At 73.1% G+C, this 20,340-nt stretch carries 17 protein-coding genes and 1 pseudogene; 8 read left to right on the top strand and 10 right to left on the bottom strand.

The genetic code is table 11. The features are described 5' to 3' along the window. Positions 1–34: 34 nt before the first annotated feature. The 5 genes from egtA to KM933_RS27285 all read left to right on the top strand — a co-directional run bounded on the left by egtA (position 35) and on the right by KM933_RS27285 (position 4,914). The gene (gene egtA, locus KM933_RS27305) at positions 35–1,396 is read left to right on the top strand and encodes an ergothioneine biosynthesis glutamate--cysteine ligase EgtA (protein WP_221356870.1); all 1,362 of its coding nucleotides are present in this window, start codon (positions 35–37) and stop codon (positions 1,394–1,396) included. Then, positions 1,393–2,733, top strand: a complete 1,341-nt coding sequence (egtB, locus tag KM933_RS27300) for an ergothioneine biosynthesis protein EgtB (RefSeq protein WP_221356868.1) — start codon at positions 1,393–1,395, stop codon at positions 2,731–2,733. Before egtA ends, egtB begins: the two co-directional genes overlap by 4 nt. Then, on the top strand, positions 2,733–3,614 hold the full coding sequence (egtC, locus tag KM933_RS27295) for an ergothioneine biosynthesis protein EgtC (RefSeq protein ID WP_221356866.1): 882 nt from the start codon (positions 2,733–2,735) through the stop codon (positions 3,612–3,614). The genes egtB and egtC overlap by 1 nt, the downstream gene beginning before the upstream one ends. Continuing rightward, positions 3,611–4,573 carry an L-histidine N(alpha)-methyltransferase gene (egtD, locus tag KM933_RS27290; RefSeq protein WP_221356864.1) on the top strand — a complete coding sequence of 321 codons (963 nt, stop codon included), beginning with the start codon at positions 3,611–3,613 and terminating at the stop codon, positions 4,571–4,573. The genes egtC and egtD overlap by 4 nt, the downstream gene beginning before the upstream one ends. Before the next feature lie 125 nt (positions 4,574–4,698). Continuing rightward, on the top strand, positions 4,699–4,914 hold the full coding sequence (locus KM933_RS27285; protein WP_221356862.1) for a dodecin: 216 nt from the start codon (positions 4,699–4,701) through the stop codon (positions 4,912–4,914). Positions 4,915–5,010: 96 nt separating this feature from the next. On the opposite strand, the gene KM933_RS27280 is transcribed toward KM933_RS27285, so the two are convergent. Further along, a complete protein-coding gene (locus KM933_RS27280) occupies positions 5,011–5,985 on the bottom strand; it encodes a TerC family protein (protein ID WP_221357023.1) in 975 nt (324 codons plus the stop codon). A 155-nt stretch (positions 5,986–6,140) separates the two neighbouring features. On the opposite strand from KM933_RS27280, the gene KM933_RS27275 reads away from it, so the two are divergent. Then, complete coding sequence (locus KM933_RS27275; RefSeq protein WP_221356860.1) at positions 6,141–7,178, top strand: LLM class flavin-dependent oxidoreductase; 1,038 nt, start codon at positions 6,141–6,143, stop codon at positions 7,176–7,178. On the opposite strand, the gene KM933_RS27270 is transcribed toward KM933_RS27275, so the two are convergent. From KM933_RS27270 to KM933_RS27245, 6 genes are all read right to left on the bottom strand, one after another. Continuing rightward, positions 7,166–8,686, bottom strand: coding sequence for an acyl-CoA synthetase (locus KM933_RS27270; RefSeq protein ID WP_221356858.1), 1,521 nt, complete (start codon positions 8,684–8,686; stop codon positions 7,166–7,168). The two genes, KM933_RS27275 and KM933_RS27270, sit on opposite strands and share 13 nt — an antisense overlap. 33 nt (positions 8,687–8,719) lie before the next feature. Then, on the bottom strand, positions 8,720–9,556 hold the full coding sequence (locus KM933_RS27265; RefSeq protein ID WP_308013563.1) for a lysophospholipid acyltransferase family protein: 837 nt from the start codon (positions 9,554–9,556) through the stop codon (positions 8,720–8,722). A gap of 158 nt (positions 9,557–9,714) precedes the next feature. Next, positions 9,715–10,485 carry a GNAT family N-acetyltransferase gene (locus tag KM933_RS27260; protein ID WP_221356854.1) on the bottom strand — a complete coding sequence of 257 codons (771 nt, stop codon included), beginning with the start codon at positions 10,483–10,485 and terminating at the stop codon, positions 9,715–9,717. Between the two features lie 275 nt (positions 10,486–10,760). Then, a complete protein-coding gene (locus KM933_RS27255) occupies positions 10,761–11,510 on the bottom strand; it encodes a succinate dehydrogenase/fumarate reductase iron-sulfur subunit (RefSeq protein ID WP_221356852.1) in 750 nt (249 codons plus the stop codon). After that, on the bottom strand, positions 11,507–13,522 hold the full coding sequence (locus KM933_RS27250) for a fumarate reductase/succinate dehydrogenase flavoprotein subunit (RefSeq protein WP_221356850.1): 2,016 nt from the start codon (positions 13,520–13,522) through the stop codon (positions 11,507–11,509). The genes KM933_RS27255 and KM933_RS27250 overlap by 4 nt, the downstream gene beginning before the upstream one ends. A gap of 1 nt (position 13,523) precedes the next feature. Continuing rightward, positions 13,524–14,231, bottom strand: coding sequence for a succinate dehydrogenase (locus tag KM933_RS27245; RefSeq protein ID WP_221356848.1), 708 nt, complete (start codon positions 14,229–14,231; stop codon positions 13,524–13,526). A gap of 94 nt (positions 14,232–14,325) precedes the next feature. Between KM933_RS27245 and KM933_RS27240 the strand changes: the two genes are divergently transcribed. Continuing rightward, positions 14,326–15,216: a LysR family transcriptional regulator gene (locus KM933_RS27240; RefSeq protein WP_221356847.1), complete on the top strand. Its 891-nt coding sequence runs from the start codon at positions 14,326–14,328 to the stop codon at positions 15,214–15,216. Between the two features lie 130 nt (positions 15,217–15,346). Here the strand turns inward: KM933_RS27240 and KM933_RS27235 are convergent, their stop codons facing one another. The 3 genes from KM933_RS27235 to KM933_RS27225 form a co-directional block, all read right to left on the bottom strand. Continuing rightward, complete coding sequence (locus tag KM933_RS27235) at positions 15,347–17,482, bottom strand: putative bifunctional diguanylate cyclase/phosphodiesterase (RefSeq protein WP_221356845.1); 2,136 nt, start codon at positions 17,480–17,482, stop codon at positions 15,347–15,349. Then, a complete protein-coding gene (locus KM933_RS27230; RefSeq protein WP_221357021.1) occupies positions 17,479–18,291 on the bottom strand; it encodes an SAM-dependent methyltransferase in 813 nt (270 codons plus the stop codon). The genes KM933_RS27235 and KM933_RS27230 overlap by 4 nt, the downstream gene beginning before the upstream one ends. Positions 18,292–18,592: 301 nt before the next feature. Further along, positions 18,593–19,582, bottom strand: coding sequence for an SCO0930 family lipoprotein (locus KM933_RS27225; protein ID WP_221356832.1), 990 nt, complete (start codon positions 19,580–19,582; stop codon positions 18,593–18,595). 403 nt (positions 19,583–19,985) lie between these two features. On the opposite strand from KM933_RS27225, the pseudogene KM933_RS27220 reads away from it, so the two are divergent. Next, a pseudogene (locus tag KM933_RS27220) lies at positions 19,986–20,340 on the top strand (hypothetical protein); the annotation flags it as partial.

The raw sequence follows: 20,340 nt of genomic DNA, 5'->3' as shown, positions 1-20,340 counted from the left end.
GACGGCATGGATGGAACCTCAGGAGGATCCCGACATGTCCGATTCGGTGAGTGACTGTACGGAGTCCCGGCGCTCCGCCGTCACCGAGGCCGAGGTGGAGGCACTGGTCCGCGGCATCTGCTTCAAGACCGGACCGCCCCGCCTGCTCGGTGTGGAGCTCGAATGGCTCGTCCACGATCCGCGGCACCCGCGGCTCCCCGTACCACCCGAACGTCTCGAAGCGGCCCTCGCCGCACTGCGGGCCCTGCCCCTGGATTCGGCGCTCACCGTCGAACCGGGCGGCCAGCTGGAGCTCAGCTCCGCCCCCGCCACCTCCCTCACCCGCTGCGTCGGATCGGTCTCCGCCGACCTCGACGCCGTACGCGCGGTCCTGCGCGAGCACGGCCTCGCCCTCAGCGGAGCGGGCCACGATCCCTGGAGGGAACCCGTCCGGTTCCTCCGCGAGCCGCGCTACGACGCCATGGAGGCATGCCTCGACCGTACGGGCCCCGAGGGCCGCGCCATGATGTGCTCCTCCGCCTCCGTGCAGGTCTGCCTGGACGCCGGGTACGAGGAGCCGGGGCCCCTCGGCCTCGGGCGGCGCTGGTGGCTGGCCCACCAGCTGGGCGCGGTGCTGGTGGGCGCGTTCGCCCACTCCCCCCTGGTGCGGGGCAGGCCCACGGGCTGGCGCTCCACCCGGCAGTCCCTGTGGGCCGCGATGGACCCCGGCCGCACGAGCGCCCCGCCCCTCGACGGCGACCCGCGGGCGGCCTGGGCACGGCACGTCCTGGACGCGCCGGTGATGTGCGTACGGAAGCCGAGCGGCCCCTGGGAGGTGCCCGAGGGACTGAGTTTCCGCGCCTGGACGCGGTCCGGCGCGCCGCCCGGCCGGGAGGACCTCGACTACCACCGGACGACCCTGTTCCCGCCGGTGCGCGCGCAGGGCCATCTGGAACTGCGCATGATCGACGCGCAGCCGGGCGAGGACGGCTGGATCGTGCCGCTCGCCGTGGCCGCGGCGCTCTTCGACGATCCGGAGGCCGCCGAGACCGCCTACCGGGCGGTGAAACCGCTCGCCGAACGGGCCGGGTCCGTGCCCGCCCCGCGCAACGCGCTGTGGACGACGGCCGCCCGCTCGGGTCTCGCCGACCCCGAGCTGCGGGAGGCGGCCACCGTCTGCTTCGCGGCGGCGGCCGAGGCGCTGCCCCGGATCGGCGCGAGCGCCGGGGTGCGGCGGGCGGTCGCGGAGTTCACCGACCGCTACGTGGCCCGGGGCCGCTGCCCCGCCGACGACCTCCTCGACCGTCTCGACCACCCCGGCCTCCTCGACCGCCCCGGCCGCTTCACCGGCCATGGCACGGCCCCCCGGTCCGACGGCACGGAACACCGGCCCCACGGGAGGGACATCCGCCCATGACCGATCCCGGTACCGACACCGCGCTCCTCGACCCGGAGGTGCTCAGGAAGCGTGCGCTGGCGGCGCTGCTCACCGCCCGCGAGCGCACCGCGCTCCTGACGTCCTGCGTCGAGGACCCCGAACTGACCGCGCAGCACTCGCCGTTGATGTCGCCACTGGTGTGGGACCTCGCCCACATCGGCAACCAGGAAGAACTGTGGCTGCTGCGGGCGGTCGCGGGCCGTGCCGCCCTGCGGCCCGAGATCGACGGCCTGTACGACGCGTTCGAGCACCCGCGCGCCGAGCGGCCCTCCCTGCCCCTGCTGCCGCCGGCCGAGGCGCGGCGCTACGCCGCCGAGGTACGCGGGCGGGCCCTCGACGTCCTGGAGGGCACCGCGTTGCGGGGCACCCCGCTGACCGAGGCCGGTTTCGCCTTCGGCATGGTCGCCCAGCACGAACAGCAGCACGACGAGACCATGCTGATCACCCATCAGCTGCGCAGGGGGCCGACGGCCCTGACGGCGCCGGACCCGATGCCCGCGCGCGCGTTCACCGGTCCGGCCGAAGTGCTGGTACCGGGCGGCCCGTTCACGATGGGCACGTCCACCGAACCGTGGGCACTGGACAACGAACGGCCCGCGCACACCCGTCTGGTGCCGCCGTTCCACATCGACACCACCCCGGTCACCAACGGGGCGTACCAGGCGTTCATCGCGGACGGCGGCTACACCGACGAGCGCTGGTGGGCGCCGGAGGGCTGGTCCCACATCCGGGCGCACTCCATCGGGGCGCCGCTGTTCTGGCGCCGCGACGGCGGCACCTGGCTGCGGCGGCGCTTCGGCGTCACCGAGGTCGTACCGCCGAACGAGCCGGTGCTGCACGTCAGCTGGTACGAGGCCGACGCGTACGCGCGCTGGGCGGGGCGCCGGCTGCCCAGCGAGGCCGAGTGGGAGAAGGCGGCCCGGCACGACCCGGAGACCGGCCGCTCGACGCGCTATCCGTGGGGCGACGCCGACCCCACACCCGAGCACGCCAACCTCGGCCAGCGCCATCTGCGTCCGGCGCCGGCCGGCAGCTACCCGGAGGGCCAGTCACCGCTGGGGGTGCGCCAGCTGATCGGTGACGTGTGGGAGTGGACCTCCAGCGACCTCCTGCCCTATCCGGGCTTCCGGGCCTTCCCCTACCGGGAGTACTCGGAGGTGTTCTTCGGCTCGGAGCACAAGGTGCTGCGCGGCGGTTCGTTCGCGGTGGACCCGGTGGCCTGCCGGGGGACGTTCCGCAACTGGGACCACCCGGTGCGGCGGCAGATCTTCGCCGGGTTCCGCACCGCGCGGGACGCCGCCGCGGACAGCGCCTGATGTGCCGTCATCTGGCGTACCTGGGGCCCGCGGAGCCGCTGGGGCGGCTCCTCGTGGCCCCGGCGCACAGTCTGTACCGCCAGTCGTGGGCGCCCCGGCGCCAGCGGCACGGGACCGTCAACGCCGACGGTTTCGGTGTCGGCTGGTACGCCGAGGGGGACCCGGTGCCCGCGCGCTACCGGCGCGCCGGGCCGGTCTGGGCCGACGGGTCCTTCGCCGACCTGGTGCGGGTGGTGCGCTCGGGCGCGCTCCTCGCGGCGGTGCGCGACGCGACCCTGGCGGGCGCGGACGGGGAGGCCGCGGCGGCGCCGTTCGCCGCGGGCACCTGGCTGTTCAGCCACAACGGGGCGATCGCCGGCTGGCCGCGCTCCCTGGCCCCGCTCGCCCGGACGCTGCCCGCCGAGGACCTGCTGTCGATGGAGGCGCGCTGCGACTCGGCGCTCGTCTGGGCGCTGCTCCTGAACCGGCTGCGCGGCGGCGCCGAGGTGGGCCGGGCGCTCGCCGGCACGGTCCTCGACGTGGCGGCGGCGGCACCCGGCTCCCGGCTCAACCTCCTGCTCACCGACGGGGAGGTGATCGCGGCCACCGCCTGGGGCGACACCCTCTGGTACCTGACCGGGCCCGGCCGGCGCACCGTCGTCGCGTCCGAGCCCTACGACGACGATCCGCACTGGCGGGAGGTGCCGGACCGCACACTGCTCACCGCGAGCCGCACGGACCTCCTGCTCACCCCGCTCGGGGAGGCCGGCGAACACCCGTCATCCATGCCACCGGCATCCAAGGCACCGTCATCCATGGCACCGGTGCCCATGACGCCGGCATCCGCGGCACCGACATGTGTGACACCGGCGTGTGTGACGAGCGAGGAGCCCCGTACGTGAGTCCGTTCCTGATCACCCGCACCCTGCCCGAGGACGCCACCGGGGCCGCGCTGCGCGCCGACGTCCTGGACGGTCTGACCCGCACCCCGAAGACACTCCCGCCCAAGTGGTTCTACGACGCGCTCGGCAGCGAGCTCTTCGAGGAGATCACCGCGCTGCCCGAGTACTACCCCACCCGCGCCGAGCGCGAGATCCTGGCCGGCCGGGCCCCGGAGATCGCCGCGGCGACCGGCGCCCGCACCCTGGTGGAGCTGGGCTCCGGCTCGTCCGAGAAGACCGGGTACCTGCTCGACGCACTGCCCGGTCTGCGCACCTACGTACCGGTGGACGTGAGCGGGAGCGCGCTCGCGCAGGCCGGTGGGGCACTGGCCGCCGGGCGTCCCTCGCTCCACGTGCACGCGCTGATCGCCGACTTCACCGGCGGTCTCACGCTGCCCGCCACGCCCGGGCCGCGGCTGGTGGCGTTCCTGGGCGGCACGATCGGCAACCTGCTGCCCGCCGAACGTGCCGCGTTCCTGGCGTCCGTGCGGTCCCTGCTGTCGCCCGGCGACGCGCTGCTCCTCGGCACGGACCTCGTGAAGGACGAGTCGGTCCTCGTCGCGGCGTACGACGACGCGGCGGGGGTGACGGCCGCGTTCAACAAGAACGTGCTGGCCGTCGTCAACCGTGAGCTGGGCGCGGACTTCGACCCCGACGGGTTCGACCACGTCGCCCGCTGGGACCCCGGGCGGGAGTGGATCGAGATGCGGTTGCGCGCCCGTTCGGCGCTGACCGTGAAGATCCCCGCGCTCGGTCTCGCCGTCGAGTTCGCCGCGGGCGAGGAGATGCGCACCGAGGTCTCGGCGAAGTTCCGCGAGGAGGGCGTACGCGCGGAGCTGGCCGCGGCCGGACTCGGGCTCACCCACTGGTGGACGGACGCCGGAGGGAGGTTCGCGCTGTCGCTGAGCACGGTCCGGTGATCCGCACCGGGCCGGAGCCCGCGGGGACCCGTGTCCCCCGGGCCCACATCTCGCGGTCCCCCGCCCCTTGGGGCACCGTGGAATGACGCGTGGCACACGGGCCACGGCGGAGAGGAGCAACCCGCATGTCCGACCACACCTACCGGGTCACCGAGATCGTCGGGACCTCGCACGAGGGCGTGGACCAGGCGATCCGCAACGGGATCTCCCGGGCCTCGCAGACCCTGCGCAACCTCGACTGGTTCGAGGTCACGCAGGTCCGGGGACAGATCGAGAACGGGCAGGTCCAGCACTACCAGGTGGGCCTGAAGGTCGGCTTCCGGCTGGAGGACACGGACTGACGGCCGCCCCGCCCCGGACGCACGCACCGGCGGTCCCGCATCTGGCGCGGGGCCGCCGGTGCCGCCCAGGTCCGGCCTTCCCGCTCCCGCGCCGTCCTAGGAGGTCCCCTCCGCCCGCCGTTTCGAGGCCCGCAGGCTGGTGAGGGTCGTCACCGCGAGCACCAGGACGATGAAGCCGAGCGAGAACGGGATACCGATCTCCGGGACGTGCACCCCCGACTCGTGCAGGGCGTGCAGCACCAGCTTGACGCCGATGAAGCCGAGGATGACCGACAGTCCGTAACTGAGGTGGACGAGCCGTTTCAGCAGCCCGCCGATCAGGAAGTACAACTGCCGCAGGCCCATCAGCGCGAAGGCGTTCGCGGTGAAGACGATGTACGGCTCCTCGGTGAGGCCGTAGATGGCGGGGATGGAGTCCAGGGCGAACAGGACGTCCGTGGAGCCGATCGCCAGCATGACCACCAGCATCGGGGTCATCACCCGCTTGCCGCCCTGCTCCACCCACAGCCTGGTGCCGTGGTAGCGGTCGGCCACCCCGAAGCGCCGCTCGACGGCCTTGAGCAGTTTGTTCTCCTCGTACTCCTCGTGATTCCCCCCGTGTCCCTCCCCGTGGCCCTTGCGGGCGTCCTGGACGAGCTTCCACGCGGTCCAGATCAGGAACGCCCCGAAGAGGTAGAAGACCCAGGAGAACGTGGCGATGATCGCGGCGCCGGCCGCGATGAAGACGGTGCGCAGCACCAGCGCCACCAGTACGCCGACCATCAGCACCCGCTGCTGGTACGGGGACGGCACCGAGAACTTCGCCATGATCAGCACGAAGACGAAGAGGTTGTCGACGCTGAGCGACTTCTCCGTGATGTACCCGGCGAAGAACTCGCCCGCCGGGCCGCCGCCGGAGACGACCAGCAGCCCGGCGCCGAACGCCACCGCGAGCGCGATCCAGACGCCGGTCCAGACGCCCGCCTCCCTGAGGGAGACGTCATGGGGTGTGCGTCCGACGAGGAAGTCCACGGCGACGAGCGCGCAGAGCACGGCGACGGTCAGCGCCCATACGCCGAAGGTGACGTCCACGGTTCCTCCGGGGCCGGTGTCGCGGATGACGACTTTCAGACGACGCAGCACGACGCAGCACGACGCAGCACCACTCATCACTACTCATTAGTGCACAAAAATGACGAAACCACTTCGGCGGGGAATCCTGGGGCTCCCCCGCTGTTGAACCTCACGTGAGCTCAGTGATCGCGTCGACCCGCTTCTCCGTCCTCGACCGCTCCCGCACCCGTGAGGGGCACCCGGCCTCCGAGGCGCTGCGCGACACCGTGCGGCTGGCCCAGGACCTGGAACGGCTCGGCTACCACCGGTTCTGGGTCTCGGAGCACCACGGCGTGCCGGGGGTCGCCGGGTCCGCCCCGACCGTGCTGGCCGCCGCCGTGGCCGCCGCGACGCGCACGATCCGGGTGGGCACGGGCGGGGTGATGCTGCCCAACCACCAGCCCCTGGTGGTCGCCGAGCAGTTCGGCGTCCTGGAGTCCCTGTTCCCCGGCCGCGTCGACATGGGCCTGGGCCGCTCCGTGGGCTTCACGGACGGCGTGCGCAGGGCGCTGGGGCGGGACAAGGACGTCGCCGACGACTTCGCGGCACAGCTGGACGAGCTGCTCGGCTGGTTCCGCGGCACGTCCCCGACCGGGGTGCGGGCGCGCCCCGCGGAGGGCCTGGCCGTTCCGCCGTTCGTGCTGGCCATGGGCGAGGGCGCCACGATCGCCGCCCGGGCGGGCCTGCCGATGGTGATCGGCGACCTCAGGAACCGCGAGAAGATGCGGCGCGGCGTCGACCACTACCGCGAGACGTTCCGCCCGTCCGTGTGGGCGCGGGAGCCGTATGTCGTGATCTCGGGCACGGTCTCGGTCGCGGGGACCCCCGAGGAGGCCCGCCGCCTGCTGCTCCCCGAGGCATGGTCGATGGCGTACTCGCGCACGCACGGCACGTTCCCGCCGCTGCCGCCCGCCGGACGCGTCGAGACCTCGGCCATGACGGAGCGGGAGCGCGGCTTCTACGAGGCGGGGCTCACCGGCCACCTCGCCGGCACCGAGGACCAGGTGGCCCACGAACTGGAGACAGTGCTCAAGGAGACGGCCGCGGACGAGGTGCTGGTCACGACGAGCACGTACGACCGGGAGGCCCTGCTGGACTCGTACCGGCGGCTGGCGCGGGTCGCGGGCCTCGCGGCGGCCCGGCCGCCGCACCCGTCGTCTCAGGACCGGTAGGCGTCCCTCAGCCGGGACTTGGCCAGTTTGCCCGTCGGGGTGCGGGGCAGCTCGTCCGTGAAGTCCACGCTGCGGGGGGCCTTGTAGTGGGCGATGCGGGCCCGGACGAAGTCCAGGAGTTCGCGTTCGAGCGCGGGGCCGGGGGTCGCGCCGGCGGCGGGCTGGACGACCGCCTTGACCGCCTCGCCCATCTCCGCGTCCGGTACGCCGATCACCGCGACGTCGGCCACCCGGGGGTGCAGGGTCAGGCAGTCCTCGATCTCCTGGGGGTAGATGTTGACGCCGCCGGAGATGACGGTGAACGCCCTGCGGTCGGTGAGGAACAGGTAGCCGTCCTCGTCGACGTGCCCGATGTCGCCCGTCGTCGTCCAGTGGGGGTGGTCGGGGTGCTGCGCCTCCCGGGTGCGGGCCTCGTCGCCGTGGTAGCGGAACGGGAGCTCGTCGCGCTCGAAGTACACGGTCCCCGTCTCGCCGGCGGGCAGCACCCTGCCGTCCTCGTCGCAGATCCGCAGCTCGCCGAGGAATCCGCCGCGGCCCACCGTCCCGGGCTTGCGCAGCCATTCCCTGGGGCCCACGAAGGTGATCCCGTTGCCCTCCGTCGCCGAGTAGTACTCGTGCAGGATGGGGCCCCACCAGTCCATCATCCGCCGCTTGACCTCGACGGGGCAGGGCGCGGCTGCGTGGACGGCGACCTTCAGCGAGGACACGTCGTACGCGTCGCGCACCTCGTCCGGCAGCTTCAGCATCCGTACGAACATGGTGGGCACCCACTGGCTGTGCGTGACCCGGTGCCGTTCGATCGCCGCCAGTGCCGCGCGCGGGTCGAAGGAGGTCAGGGAGTCCATGAGGACGACCGTGCCGCCGGTCGCGTTCACCACGAAGCAGAAGCGCAGGGGCGCCGCGTGGTAGAGCGGGGCCGGGCAGAGGTAGACGGAGTCCTCGCCGAAGCCGTACATGGGCTGGAAGAGGAGCTGGTACGTGCTCTTCTCCTTCCGGACGTCGCCCTCGGGCAGGGTCGGCGCGATGCCCTTGGGCAGGCCGGTGGTGCCGGACGAGTAGAGCATGTCGGCACCGCGCGGCTGGTGGGCCGGGGGCTCGGGCGAGGCGGCGGCGAGGGCCCGCTCGTAGGAGCCGTCGTCGAAGTCCAGGTGCAGCGCGGGTCCCGGTACCGCCGCGCGCACCGCGCGGCCGAGTCCGGCCAGGGGCGCGGAGACGATCAGCGCCCGCGCGCCGCAGTCGCGGACGATGTAGGCGGCCTCGTCGGCGGTCAGGTGGTGGTTGACCGCGGTCAGGTAGAGGCCGGAGCGGAGAGCGGCCCAGTAGACCTCCAGGACGCGCGGGTCGTTGTCGGCGAGGAGCGCCAGGTGGTCGCCGACGCGCAGACCGGCGGAGCGCAGGTGGTCCGCGAGCCGCAGGGAGCGCTCCTCCAACTGCCCGTAGGTGAGGCTGCGGCCGCCGTCCGCGGTGACGACGGCCGTCCTGGCGGGGTCGTACGCTCCGGGGTACATGCCGGGACGGTACCCCGCGTCGGTGACGGTTCGTCAGAGGTGTGCGGGGGCTTCCGCGTTCGTCCGGGCGGCCGGGTGCGCGGTGCGGGCGGCCGGATACGCGGTGCGGGCGGGGTGCGCGGTACCGGCGGGGGCGACGGCCTCCTCGGCGGTCCGGGCGAGCGTCCGCCGGTCGGGGGCCGCGCCCGGCGGGAGCACCGGGCGGACGTCCACCTCGGCCACCAGGCCGCGGGCCGTCACGACCCGCCACACCGAGGCGGGCAGCGAGTCGCTGCCCACGAACGCGGGGACGGTGGCCGGCGCGCCCCCGTCGTACCGGTAGCGCAGCCGCACCGGCTGGACGGCCGCCCGCGCGTCGAGGGCGGCCTGGAAGGCGGCCCCGCGGAACCGGCCCCGGGCCCGGCCGCACCAGGTGCTGCCCTCGGGGAAGACCACGACTGCCGCGCCACCGCGCAGGGTGTCCGCGACGCGCGCGACCGTCCCCGGCAGGGCGCGCAGACGGTCGCGTTCGATGAACAGCGCGCCGCCGCCCGCGACGAGCGCCCCGGCCACGGGCCACCGCCTGATCTCGGCCTTGGCGAGCATCCGGCCGGGGCGGACGGCGGCGAGCAGCGGGATGTCCAGCCAGGAGATGTGGTTGGCCACCAGCAGCAGGCCCCCGCGGGGCGGGGCCGCGCCGGTGCTCCGTACGCGTACCCCCGCCGTGCGCACGATCGTCCGGCACCACGCCCTGACGAGCCGGTCGCGCGTTCCGGCGGGGAACCGCCCGACGGCCGGGATCAGTGCGATCCCGGCGGCGACCACGGCCAGCAGCGAGACCAGCCGCAGCACGGCGCGCGGTACGGCGGCGGCCGTGTGCGCGGACTCCACGCAGGTCTCCGGTGCGCAGGGGGCCCTGGGCAGCCAGGCGCTCGCGGGAACGGGGGGCGGTGCCGGGGCCGCCGCCGCGGGCCGCGCGGCCGGCCGGGGAACGGCCGGCGCGCCGCCTCGCCGGGGGCTCGGGATCAGGCCCGTGCGGAGCGCGCTCATCACGCGGGCACGAGGGAGAGGAAGTGCCGCAGATAGCGCGGGTCGATCCGGCGCATCGACAGCAGCACGTACAGGTCGGCGACGCCGAAGTCCGGGTCGTGGGCCGGTTCCCCGCAGACCCAGGCCCCCAGGCGCAGGTAGCCGCGCAGGAGCGGGGGCAGTTCGGTACGGGCGGGACGGGTGACACCCTCGGCGTTCCAGGGCAGCAGCGGCCGTACGCGGTACTCCTCGGGCGCCAGGTGCTTGCCCCGCACCCGGTCCCAGGTGCCCGCGGCGAGCGCGCCCCCGTCGGCGAGCGGGAGGGAGCAGCAGCCCGCCAGCCACTCGTGGCCGCCGTCGCTCATGTAGCGGGCGATGCCGGCCCAGATGAGGCCGATGACCGCGCCGTCGCGGTGGTCGGGGTGGACGCAGGAGCGGCCGACCTCGACGAGTCCCGGGCGGATGCCGTCGAGGGGGCCGAGGTCGAACTCGCTCTCGGAGTAGAGCCGTCCGGCGACCGCGGCGCGCTCGGGCGGCAGCAGCCGGTAGGTGCCGACGACCTGGCCGGTCGTGGTGTCGCGCACGAGCAGGTGGTCGCAGTACGCGTCGAAGGGGTCGATGTCGAGGCCCGGCTGCGGAGTGGTGAGCAGGGCGCCCATCTCCCCGGCGAAGACGTCGTGGCGCAGGCGCTGGGCGGCCCGGACGTCGGACTCGTCGCGGGCGAGGGTGACGGTGTAGCGGGCGGGTGCCGCCGACAGCGGAGGGCGGTCGAGGGTGGAAACGCCGGTCATGGCTCTCTCCTGGTCACAGGCCGGATGCGGCGGAGCGGCGCGGCGGGCCGTGACGTACGGCCCGTGCGCTCCTGTTCTCCCGACCCCGGCTGACCGCCGAGTAACCCGCGAAGAGAGCCAGAATGTGAGCTGGCTGAATCCCAGGGGCCGGAGGCCCCGTAAGGGGCGCGGGGCCGTATCCGTGTGCGGCTCCGCCGCGCGGCGCGACCGACCCCCACGCACCCGCACCCGCACCCGGCAAACAACCGAGGGCTGTTCACGGAGGCGGCCGAGCGCTACCGCCTGGACGCCTTACGAGTGGCCCGCAGCCACTCCTTGTTCATCCCCGTGATGGACGTCAGCGGAATCCCCTTGGGGCAGGCGGTCGCGCACTCGCCCGCGAGCGTGCACCCGCCGAACCCCTCCGCGTCCATCTGCCCCACCATGTCCAGCACCCGCGTCTCCCGCTCGGGCGCACCCTGCGGCAGCACGTTCAGATGGTTCACCTTCGCCGAGGTGAACAGGCTCGCGGACCCGTTGGGGCAGGCCGCCACGCACGCCCCGCACCCGATGCACTCGGCGTGCTCGAACGCGAAGTCCGCGTCGGGCTTGGGCACCGGCGTGGCGTGCGCCTCCGGCGCGGCGCCCGTCGGGACGGTCACGTACCCGCCGGCCTGGATGATCCGGTCGAGGGCGGTCCGGTCGACCACCAGGTCCTTGACGACCGGGAAGGCGGACGCCCGCCACGGCTCGACGTCGATCGTGTCGCCGTCCTCGAAGGACCGCATGTGCAGCTGGCAGGCGGTGGTGCGCTCGGGTCCGTGCGCGTCGCCGTTGATGACGAGCGAGCAGGCGCCGCAGATGCCCTCGCGGCAGTCGTGGTCGAAGGCGACGGGGTCGTCGCCCGTGAGGATGAGCTCCTCGTTGAGGGTGTCGAGCATCTCCAGGAAGGACATGTCGGCCGAGATGCCGTCGACCTCGTACGTGGACATCGCTCCGTCGGCGCCGGCGTTCTTCTGCCGCCAGACGCGCAGGGTGAGCTTCATGCGTAGCTCCGCTGGGTGGGGTGGACGTACTCGAAGACGAGGTCTTCCTTGTGCAGGACGGGCGCGTCGCCGGTGCCGGTGAACTCCCAGGCGGCCGCGTACGAGAACTCCTCGTCCCGGCGGGCCGCCTCGCCGTCCGGGGTCTGGGACTCCTCGCGGAAGTGGCCGCCGCAGGACTCCTCGCGGTGCAGCGCGTCGAGGCACATCAGCTCGGCGAGCTCCAGGTAGTCGACGATCCGGTTGGCCTTCTCCAGCGACTGGTTGAACTCCTCGCCGGTGCCGGGGACCTTGATGCGCCGCCAGAACTCCTCGCGGATCTGCGGGATGCGCTCCAGGGCCTTGCGCAGCCCCGTTTCCGTACGCGCCATGCCGCAGAACTCCCACATCAGCTCGCCGAGTTCGCGGTGGAAGGAGTCGGGGGTGCGGTCGCCGTCGACGGCGAGCAGCAGCCGCAGCCGGTCCTCGGTGTCGGCCAGCACCTCCTGGACGGCGGGGTGCTCGTCGTTCACCTCGTCGTCGCCGGAGCGGTGCGGGTTGCGGGCGAGGTAGTCGTTGATCGTCGACGGCAGGACGAAGTAGCCGTCGGCGAGCCCCTGCATCAGCGCGGACGCGCCGAGCCGGTTCGCCCCGTGGTCGGAGAAGTTGGCCTCGCCGATCGCGAACAGGCCGGGGACGGTGGTCTGCAGGTCGTAGTCGACCCAGAGGCCGCCCATCGTGTAGTGCACGGCGGGGTAGATCCGCATCGGGACGGTGTACGGGTCCTCGTCGGTGATCCGCCGGTACATGTCGAAGAGGTTGCCGTACCTGGCCTCGACGGCCTTGCGGCCCATGCGCCGGACGGCGTCGGCGAAGTCGAGGTAGACGCCCTGTCCGCCGGGGCCGACGCCGCGGCCCTCGTCGCAGACGTTCTTCGCGGCGCGGGAGGCGATGTCGCGGGGCACGAGGTTGCCGAAGGACGGGTAGACGCGCTCCAGGTAGTAGTCGCGCTCGTCCTCGGGGATCTCGTTCGCCGGCCGGTCGTCGCCCTTGGCCTTCGGCACCCAGATGCGGCCGTCGTTGCGCAGCGACTCGCTCATCAGCGTCAGCTTGGACTGGTGCTCGCCGGTGCGCGGGATGCAGGTGGGGTGGATCTGGGTGAAGCAGGGGTTGGCGAAGTAGGCGCCGCGCCGGTGCGCCCGCCAGACGGCGGTGGCGTTGGAGTTCATGGCGTTGGTCGACAGGTAGAAGACGTTGCCGTACCCGCCGGTCGCCAGGACGACGGCGTCCGCGTAGTACGTGTCGATCCTCCCGGTGACCAGGTCGCGGGCCACGATGCCCCGCGCCCGTCCGTCGACCACGATCAGGTCGAGCATCTCGGTGCGGGCGTGCAGCTCGATGTTCCCGGCCGCGATCTGGCGGGACAGCGCCTGGTACGCGCCGAGGAGCAGCTGCTGGCCCGTCTGGCCTCGGGCGTAGAAGGTCCGGGACACCTGGACGCCGCCGAAGGAGCGGGTGTCGAGGAGGCCGCCGTACTCGCGGGCGAAGGGCACGCCCTGCGCGACGCACTGGTCGATGATCTCCACCGAGATCTGGGCGAGCCGGTGCACGTTGGACTCGCGTGCCCGGAAGTCGCCGCCCTTGACGGTGTCGTAGAACAGCCGGTGGACGGAGTCGCCGTCGTTGCGGTAGTTCTTCGCGGCGTTGATGCCGCCCTGGGCGGCGATCGAGTGGGCCCGGCGCGGGGAGTCCTGGTAGCAGAACTGCACGACGTGGTAGCCCTGCTCGGCGAGGGTGGCTCCGGCGGAGCCGCCCGCGAGGCCCGTGCCGACGACGATCACGGTGTGCTTGCGGCGGTTCGCGGGGTTGACCAGCCCGGCCTCGAAGCGGCGGGTGTCCCAGCGCTCGTTCACCGGCCCCTTCGGGGCCTTGGTGTCGGCGAGCGGCTCTCCGGTCGTGTACCCGGCGAACGTCCCGTACGCGGCGGATCCGGAGGTCGTGCCGGCTTCGGGGGTCGTGTCGGCTTCAGGGGTCATGTCAGCTCACCACTCCGGTCATCACGCCCACGGGTACGGCGACGAAGCCCGCCGTCAGCACCACGGCGAGCACGTTGGCGATGGTCTTGAGGGCCCGGTCGCGGGTGCGGCTGCCCACGCCGAGGGTCTGTGCCGCGCTCCAGAAGCCGTGCTGGACGTGCAGGCCGAGCGCGAGCATCGCGACGATGTAGACGACGTTGCCGTACCAGGTGGAGAAGGTGTCGATCACGTTCTGGTACGGGTGCCCGGACTGGAATCCGCCGGGGTGCACGGTGCCGGTCGTCAGGTCCAGGACGTGCCAGACGACGAACAGGCCGAGGATGATCCCGCCCCAGCGCATGGTGCGCGTCGCGTAACTGGCCCGGGGCTTCCTGTGCACGTACTTCGTGGGGCGCGCCCTGATGTCGCGGCGGCTGAGCTGGTACGCGCAGACGGCGTGCGCGACGACGGCGGCGACCAGGACCACGCGGACGATCCACAGCGCCCACTCGTGGTGCAGGAGGGGCTCGCCGAGGGTGCGCAGCCAGTGCGCGTAGTGGTTGAAGTCGTCCGGTCCGAAGAAGATCTTCAGGTTGCCCAGCATGTGGACGACCAGGTAGCCGAGCATGATCAGGCCGCTGACGGCCATCACGGTCTTCTTGCCGACGGACGAGTCCCACATGGTGCGCGTCATGGACGGTTTTCGGTCCGTCCGCGTTGCCAGAGCCATGGGAGCGACGCTACGGCCGGGTGGGCCGATCGGTCCAAGACATGGTCCGGCTCGTTTCCATAGGCGTTCCCTATCGTCGGCGTAGGATCGGGGGATGCAGTTCCAGCAGCTCCAGTACTTCGTGGCGGTCGCCGAGACCCGGCACTTCACCCGGGCCGCCGAGCTGGTCCATGTGTCCCAGCCCTCGCTCTCCCAGCAGATCAAGGCGCTGGAGCGGGAGCTGGGGGCCGGTCTCTTCCTGCGGGCGCGCGGGAACATCACGCTCACGGACGCCGGGGAGGCCCTGCTGCCGCTGGCCCGGCGCATCCTCGCGGACGCGGACACGGCCCGGCACGAGGTGCAGGAACTGGCCCAGCTGCGCAGCGGGCGGGTGCGCCTGGGCGCGACCCCGAGCCTGTGCACGGGTCTGCTGCCGGACGTGCTGCGCGCCTTCCACGACCGGTACCCGGGGGTCAGACTGCTGATCGAGGAGGGGGGCTCGCACGACCTGGTACGGGAGCTGGCGCGCGGGGCGCTCGACCTCGCCCTGGTGGTCCTGCCGCTGCCCACGCCGTCGCCCGCGCTGACCACGGTGGAGGTGCTGCGGGAGGACCTGGTCGTGGTGTCGTCCCCGGAGGCGCCGGCGCCCGGGCGCGGGCACGGGCGGCGGACCGTGGACATCGCGGATCTGGAGGGGGAGCGGATGGTGATGTTCCGCCACGGGTACGACCTGCGCGAGCTGACCGTCGCCGCGTGCCGCTCCGCGGGGTTCGAGCCGGACCTCGCGGTGGAGGGCGGGGAGATGGACGCGGTGCTGGGGTTCGTGCGGGCGGGGCTCGGGGTGGCCGTGGTGCCGCGGATGGTGGCGGCCCGGACGGGGCGGGGGCTGCGGGTGACACCGCTGGCCCGTCCCGGGCTGGCCCGCACGATCGCGCTGGCGCACCGCAGCGACGTGGCTCCGCCGCGGGCGGCCCGCGAACTCCAGCGCATGCTGCTCGAACGGTGAGCGGGGTCCTTCCGGAGCACCGCTCACGTCTGCGGGCCGGTGGGGGCCGGTCGCGCAGTTCCCTGCGCCCCTGAAAGCAGGACGCCTGCGGCTGGGCGATCTCTCAGGGGCGCGGGGAACTGCGCGGGCGTCAGCCCGTGGCGTCCACCAGGGCCAGGTCGTGGAGCTGGTCCGGCGGTCCGGGCCGGGCGTAGTACCAGCCCTGGGCCGTGTCGCAGCCCAGGATCCGCAGCTGCTCGGCCTGCGCCCCCGTCTCCACGCCCTCGACCGTGACTGCGAGGTCCAGGCTGTGGGCGAGGGAGACGATCCCCTCGACGATCTTGAGATCGACGGGGTCGGCGGGGAACTGCTGCATGCCCTGCGTGAAGGACCGGTCCAGCTTCAGGATGCTGACCGGCAGCCGGCGCAGGTTGGCCAGGTTCGAGTACCCCGTGCCGAAGTCGTCGAGCGCGATGTCGACGCCCATCTCTGCGAGCCGGCGCAGCGGCTTGAGCAGGTCGTCGTCGGCGCCGATGAGCGCGGACTCGGTGACCTCCAGGCAGAGCGAGTGCGGTTCGAGGCCGGCGCGCTCCAGGATGTCGACCGTGTCGGAGACCAGCCCGGGATGGGTCAGCTGGCACGGCGAGAGGTTGACGTTGATGCGCAGCGGACCGGCCTCGGAGTGACGTTCCTGCCAGAGGCGGGCCTGGCGGACCGACTGCTCCAGCACCCAGCGGCCCAGCGGGACGATCAGCCCGGTGTGCTCGGCGAGCGGGATGAACCGGTCGGGGCCGAGCACGCCGTGCTGCGGGTGCAGCCAGCGGACGAGGGCCTCGGCGCCGTGCACACTGCCGTCCCCGAGGTGGACGAGCGGCTGGTACTCGATGAAGAACTCGTCCCGGTCCAGCGCCGCGGGCAGGGACGTGGTGAGCCCGTGCCGGGTGATCGCGCGGGCGTCGGCCTCGGCGTCGGCGAGCTCGTAGCGGTTGCCGCCCGCCGACTTGGCCCGGTACATCGTGATGTCGGCGCTGCGCAGCACCTCCGCCGCGCCGCGCTCGCCGACCGGGCCCTCGACGATACCGATGCTGCCCCGGACCGTCAGCTCCCGGCCGTCGATGCGGACCGGGGTGACCAGGGCGTTCATGATGCGGTCGGCGAGCGCGTCCACCTCCTGCTCGGTGTCGGGCCCGGTGGTCAGGGCGACGAACTCGTCGCCGCCGAGCCGGGCCACCATCTCGCCCGGCGCGGTCGCGCAGGACTGCAGCCGGTCGGCGACCTCGACGAGCAGCCGGTCGCCCGCCGCGTGGCCGAGGCTGTCGTTGATGGTCTTGAAGCCGTCCAGGTCGAGGTAGCAGAGGCCGAAGCGCATGCCGTCGCCCGCGGAGAGGGCCTTGTCCAGGCGCTCGAAGAACAGGGTGCGGTTGGGCAGCCCGGTGAGCGCGTCGTGCGTCGCCTCGTACCGCAGCCGGAGGTTGAGCAGCCTGCGCTCGGTGGTGTCCTCCATGAGGGCCAGCTGGTACTGCGGTGCGCCGTCGGCGTCGCGCAGCAGCGAGACGGTGAGGTTGGTCCACAGGACCGTTCCGTCGGGCCGGTAGAAGGCCTTCTCGACGTGGTAGTGCTCGCGGTCGCCGCGCACCAGTTCCTCGTAGAGCCGCCAGACCTGCGGGGCGTCCTCGGGGTGGGTCCAGTCGGTGACGCTGCGCCCGCGCATCGACTGCTCGGTGCCGCCGAACATCCGCAGCAGGGCGTTGTTCACCTGGAGGATGTTGCCGTCGAGGTCGGCGACGCCGATGCCTATGGCCGCGCCCTCGAAGACCGCGCGGAAGCGCGTCTCGGTGGCGTGCAGCGCGTCCGCGACGCGGCCCTGCGCCTGGAGGGCGGCGCGCGCGATGGCCTCCTGCTCGGCCAGCGTCCGCTCCCGCAGCGCCCGGGCGAACCCGGCGGCCATGGCGTGCTGCAGCCGCGCCGAGCGGGCGCGCAGGTCGTCCCGCGGGCCGTCCCCGCCGCAGTAGAGCACCAGGTAGGCGTCGACGCAGTCGAGCGTGGCGCTGAGGGCCTCCGGCTCGGTGCAGTGCGCCCCGATGAGGGCGGCGCCGACGGCCTGCCCCTCGGCCGCCTCGAAGGTCCTGGCCCGCAGTGCCTCGCTGAGCCGCCGGGCGAGCGGCACGAGGCACTGCTCGAACTCCGGCCGGGTCAGCGACGTGGCGGTGACCGGGAAGACGGCCCGGCTCCAGATCGTCGCGAACCTGCGCAGTCTGTCCTCCGGCCCGTCCGGCTCCGCGCTCACGCCGCGCGCCCCACGCCCGCGAGACCCGAGGAGGAGTAGGGATCCCCGTCCTCGGACGCCGGGTCGGGCCGCCAGTCCGGCATCGGCACCAGTCCGGGTTCCACCATGTCGTACCCCTCGAAGAACCGCGCGATGTCCTCGCGCGAGCGCATGATCAGCGGGTTTCGGATGTCCTTGTAGACCTCGACGGCACCGGCGACCCGCTCCGCGGGGAGCGGGATCCCCTCGTACGAGGCGTGGGTGACGACGAGCAGGCTGCCGGGCGCCAGCGCGTCCCGCAGCTCCGCCACGGCACCGTACGGGTCGTCCTCGTCCTCCACGAAGTGCAGTATGGCAACGAGAAGGAGCGCGACCGGCTGATTCAGGTCCGTCAGCCGCCGCAGCCGCGGACTCGACAGGATCTCCCGGGGCTTGCGGAGGTCGGCGGCGATGACGTCCGCGTTCTCGTCGCCGGCCAGCACGGCCTCGCCGTGCGCGACGGCCACCGGATCGTGGTCGACGTAGACGACGCGCGCGTCCGGGCGGACGCCGCGGGCGACCTCGTGGACGTTGCCGGTGGTCGGGATGCCCGAGCCTATGTCCAGGAACTGCGTGATGCCCTCGCCGGCCGCGAAGCGCACGGCGCGGCGCAGGAACGCCCGGTTCGCCTGCATGATCTTGGGGAGCCCCGGTATGAACTCCATGGCCCTGCGCGCGGCTTCGCGGTCGGTCTCGAAGTTGTGCGATCCGCCCAGGTAGTAGTCGTAGACACGGCTCACACTGGGCACCGAGATGTCGATGCCGCGCGGGGCCCAGGCGGGGCGCTCCATCTGTCTCTCCAAGGCGTAGACGATCCGGTGTTCGAGCAGAGGCTACTGATCGCCCGGCAATGGGGCGAGCGGAAACGGAAATTGACCGTCCGTTCAACGTCCCCGCCTCCGGCACGTGCTGGAACGAACGCCTTGCGAAATCACCCCGAAGCGTTCCAAAGAGATCGACGGGGAATCGCTCAGAGTCACCGGACGTGGCGGCGGACGCCGTTCCGGTGTGAAAAAGCCGCTTCGCCCCCTCCGTGCGGAGCGCAGGGGGCGAAGCGGCGGCCGGACGCGTCCGGTGCGACGAACCGGGCGGTTACTTCGGCTTTCCGAGCGGCTTGCCCTCGGGGGAGATGGCGTACCAGGTGCCACCGACGCCCTGGCCGTTGGTGTCGCCGGGCTCCTTGTCACCCGCGAAGGTGTAGAGCGGCCAGCAGTCGATGCTCTGCTGCTTGAGTCCGTCCGGGCGGTTCAGGACGACGTAGCCGCGCCGGCCGTCGTTCTTGTTGTCGATGCCCTTGGTGTCGGCGGCGTCCACCGGCTCGACGACCGGCCACTTCTGCAGGCACGCACCGATGCAGGCCGACTTCATCGGCCACGGGGTGTCCTTCTCGAAGCGGTAGACCGTCATGCCGTTCTTGTCGACGACGACCTCGCCGAGCTCCGGGTCGTTGCGGGTCGACAGGCCGGGCAGGTCCGCGGCCGCCGCGCCGCTCCCGCCGCCGCCCCCGGCGGACGCCTTCTTGCCGGTGGGGGCCGAGGCGTACCAGGTGCCGCCCACACCCTGGCCCTTGACGTCACCGGCCTTGGTGTCCTTCGCGAACCGGTACTGCGGCCAGCCGTCGATGGTCAGCTGCTTCGTGCCGTCGGCCCGGGTGACCTCGCCGAGCAGGGCCTTGTCGATGCCGATCGGGGCGGCGGCGCCCGAGGCCGGGACCGGGGGCCAGGCCGCGGCGCACTCGCCCTCGCAGGCGGACTTCGGCGGCTCGGCCGTGTCCTTGTCGAAGCGGTACAGCGTCATGCCCGCGCTGTCCGTGACCACCTCGCCGAGCTGCTCGGTGTCCGCCACGGCGAGCTGACCGGCGCTCTGGGCCGCGACACCCTGGCCGTCCGCGGCGGCGGCCCCCGTTCCGGTGTCCGGGCTCGCCCCCGCTTCCGCCGTGCCGTAGCCACCCGCCGCGGGCGCGGCGCCCACGTTCTGGCTGCCGGTCGAAGTGTCTGCCTTTTCCTGACCGCACGCCGTCGTCAGCACCAGCACTGCCGCAGCTGACGCTACGAGTGAGGCGCTCCGCCAGGAGGTCTTCATTGGTAACTCCCGCTGTCTGCTTAGGGTGTTGCGGCACTCCTCAGCACCGCGTATGGCCCTAGGTACGGGTGGGGGTGCGGTGAGTGTTCAAAGGGAGCGCACATTTCTTTCCGGTAACGCCCGGGAGCCCTGTTCAGGGCGGGGCCCGGGAGACCGGCCGTCACCCCTTCGGGAACGCCGTCCCACGCTGTTCGACAACCGCGTGACGCCCGGTTGTCCCTCCTTCGGGGCAATTACACCGGTAGTCCCGGATCCACAGGCGTGCGGAGAACGATGATCCGATCGTGTCTGGACCCCTACGAACCACACCGCCGTCCCGGATCACCCTCGGCATACGGCTGCTGGCGCTGATCACCCTGACCTGGATCGCGGGCGGCGCACCGGCTCCCGCGGCCGCCGACGCGTGCGCGTACGCCTCCACCGGTCCCGGTGGCACGGTGGCGGTGGCCGTGGCGGGCACCTGCCCGACGCCCCCACCCCCGCCGCCTCCTCCCCCGCCCTCGCCCTCGCCCCCACCCCCGTGCCCGAGCCCGCCGCCGACGCCTCCTCCGCCGAGCCCGACGCCCGAGCCGCCTCCCCCGCCGAAGCCGCCGAAGCCGCCGCCGCCGGAACCCGCCCCCGAGCCGACTCCCGAGCCGACGCCACCTCCTCCGCCACGGCCCTCGCCCGCCCCGCCGACCGTCGCCCCGCCCCCTCCCGTCGCCCCGCCCCCTCCCGTCGCGCCGCGGCCGGTCCCGGCGGCCCGGCCCACACCTCCC

The sequence above is a fragment of the Streptomyces beigongshangae genome (assembly GCF_019710745.1).
GTDB classification, from domain to species: Bacteria; Actinomycetota; Actinomycetes; order Streptomycetales; family Streptomycetaceae; genus Streptomyces; species Streptomyces beigongshangae.
This window is presented reverse-complemented; position numbering and strand designations above follow the sequence as displayed.

What these genes read in the sequence shown, in the direction of transcription:
- egtA (WP_221356870.1), top strand. Translation starts at nt 35, where the DNA reads ATGTCCGATTCGGTGAGTGACTGTACGGAGTCCCGGCGCTCCGCCGTC.
- egtB (WP_221356868.1), top strand. Translation starts at nt 1,393, where the DNA reads ATGACCGATCCCGGTACCGACACCGCGCTCCTCGACCCGGAGGTGCTC.
- egtC (WP_221356866.1), top strand. Translation starts at nt 2,733, where the DNA reads ATGTGCCGTCATCTGGCGTACCTGGGGCCCGCGGAGCCGCTGGGGCGG.
- KM933_RS27285 (WP_221356862.1), top strand. Translation starts at nt 4,699, where the DNA reads ATGTCCGACCACACCTACCGGGTCACCGAGATCGTCGGGACCTCGCAC.
- KM933_RS27270 (WP_221356858.1), bottom strand. Translation starts at nt 8,686, where the DNA reads ATGTACCCCGGAGCGTACGACCCCGCCAGGACGGCCGTCGTCACCGCG.
- KM933_RS27260 (WP_221356854.1), bottom strand. Translation starts at nt 10,485, where the DNA reads ATGACCGGCGTTTCCACCCTCGACCGCCCTCCGCTGTCGGCGGCACCC.
- KM933_RS27255 (WP_221356852.1), bottom strand. Translation starts at nt 11,510, where the DNA reads ATGAAGCTCACCCTGCGCGTCTGGCGGCAGAAGAACGCCGGCGCCGAC.
- KM933_RS27250 (WP_221356850.1), bottom strand. Translation starts at nt 13,522, where the DNA reads ATGACCCCTGAAGCCGACACGACCCCCGAAGCCGGCACGACCTCCGGA.
- KM933_RS27245 (WP_221356848.1), bottom strand. Translation starts at nt 14,231, where the DNA reads ATGGCTCTGGCAACGCGGACGGACCGAAAACCGTCCATGACGCGCACC.
- KM933_RS27240 (WP_221356847.1), top strand. Translation starts at nt 14,326, where the DNA reads ATGCAGTTCCAGCAGCTCCAGTACTTCGTGGCGGTCGCCGAGACCCGG.
- KM933_RS27230 (WP_221357021.1), bottom strand. Translation starts at nt 18,291, where the DNA reads ATGGAGCGCCCCGCCTGGGCCCCGCGCGGCATCGACATCTCGGTGCCC.
- KM933_RS27225 (WP_221356832.1), bottom strand. Translation starts at nt 19,582, where the DNA reads ATGAAGACCTCCTGGCGGAGCGCCTCACTCGTAGCGTCAGCTGCGGCA.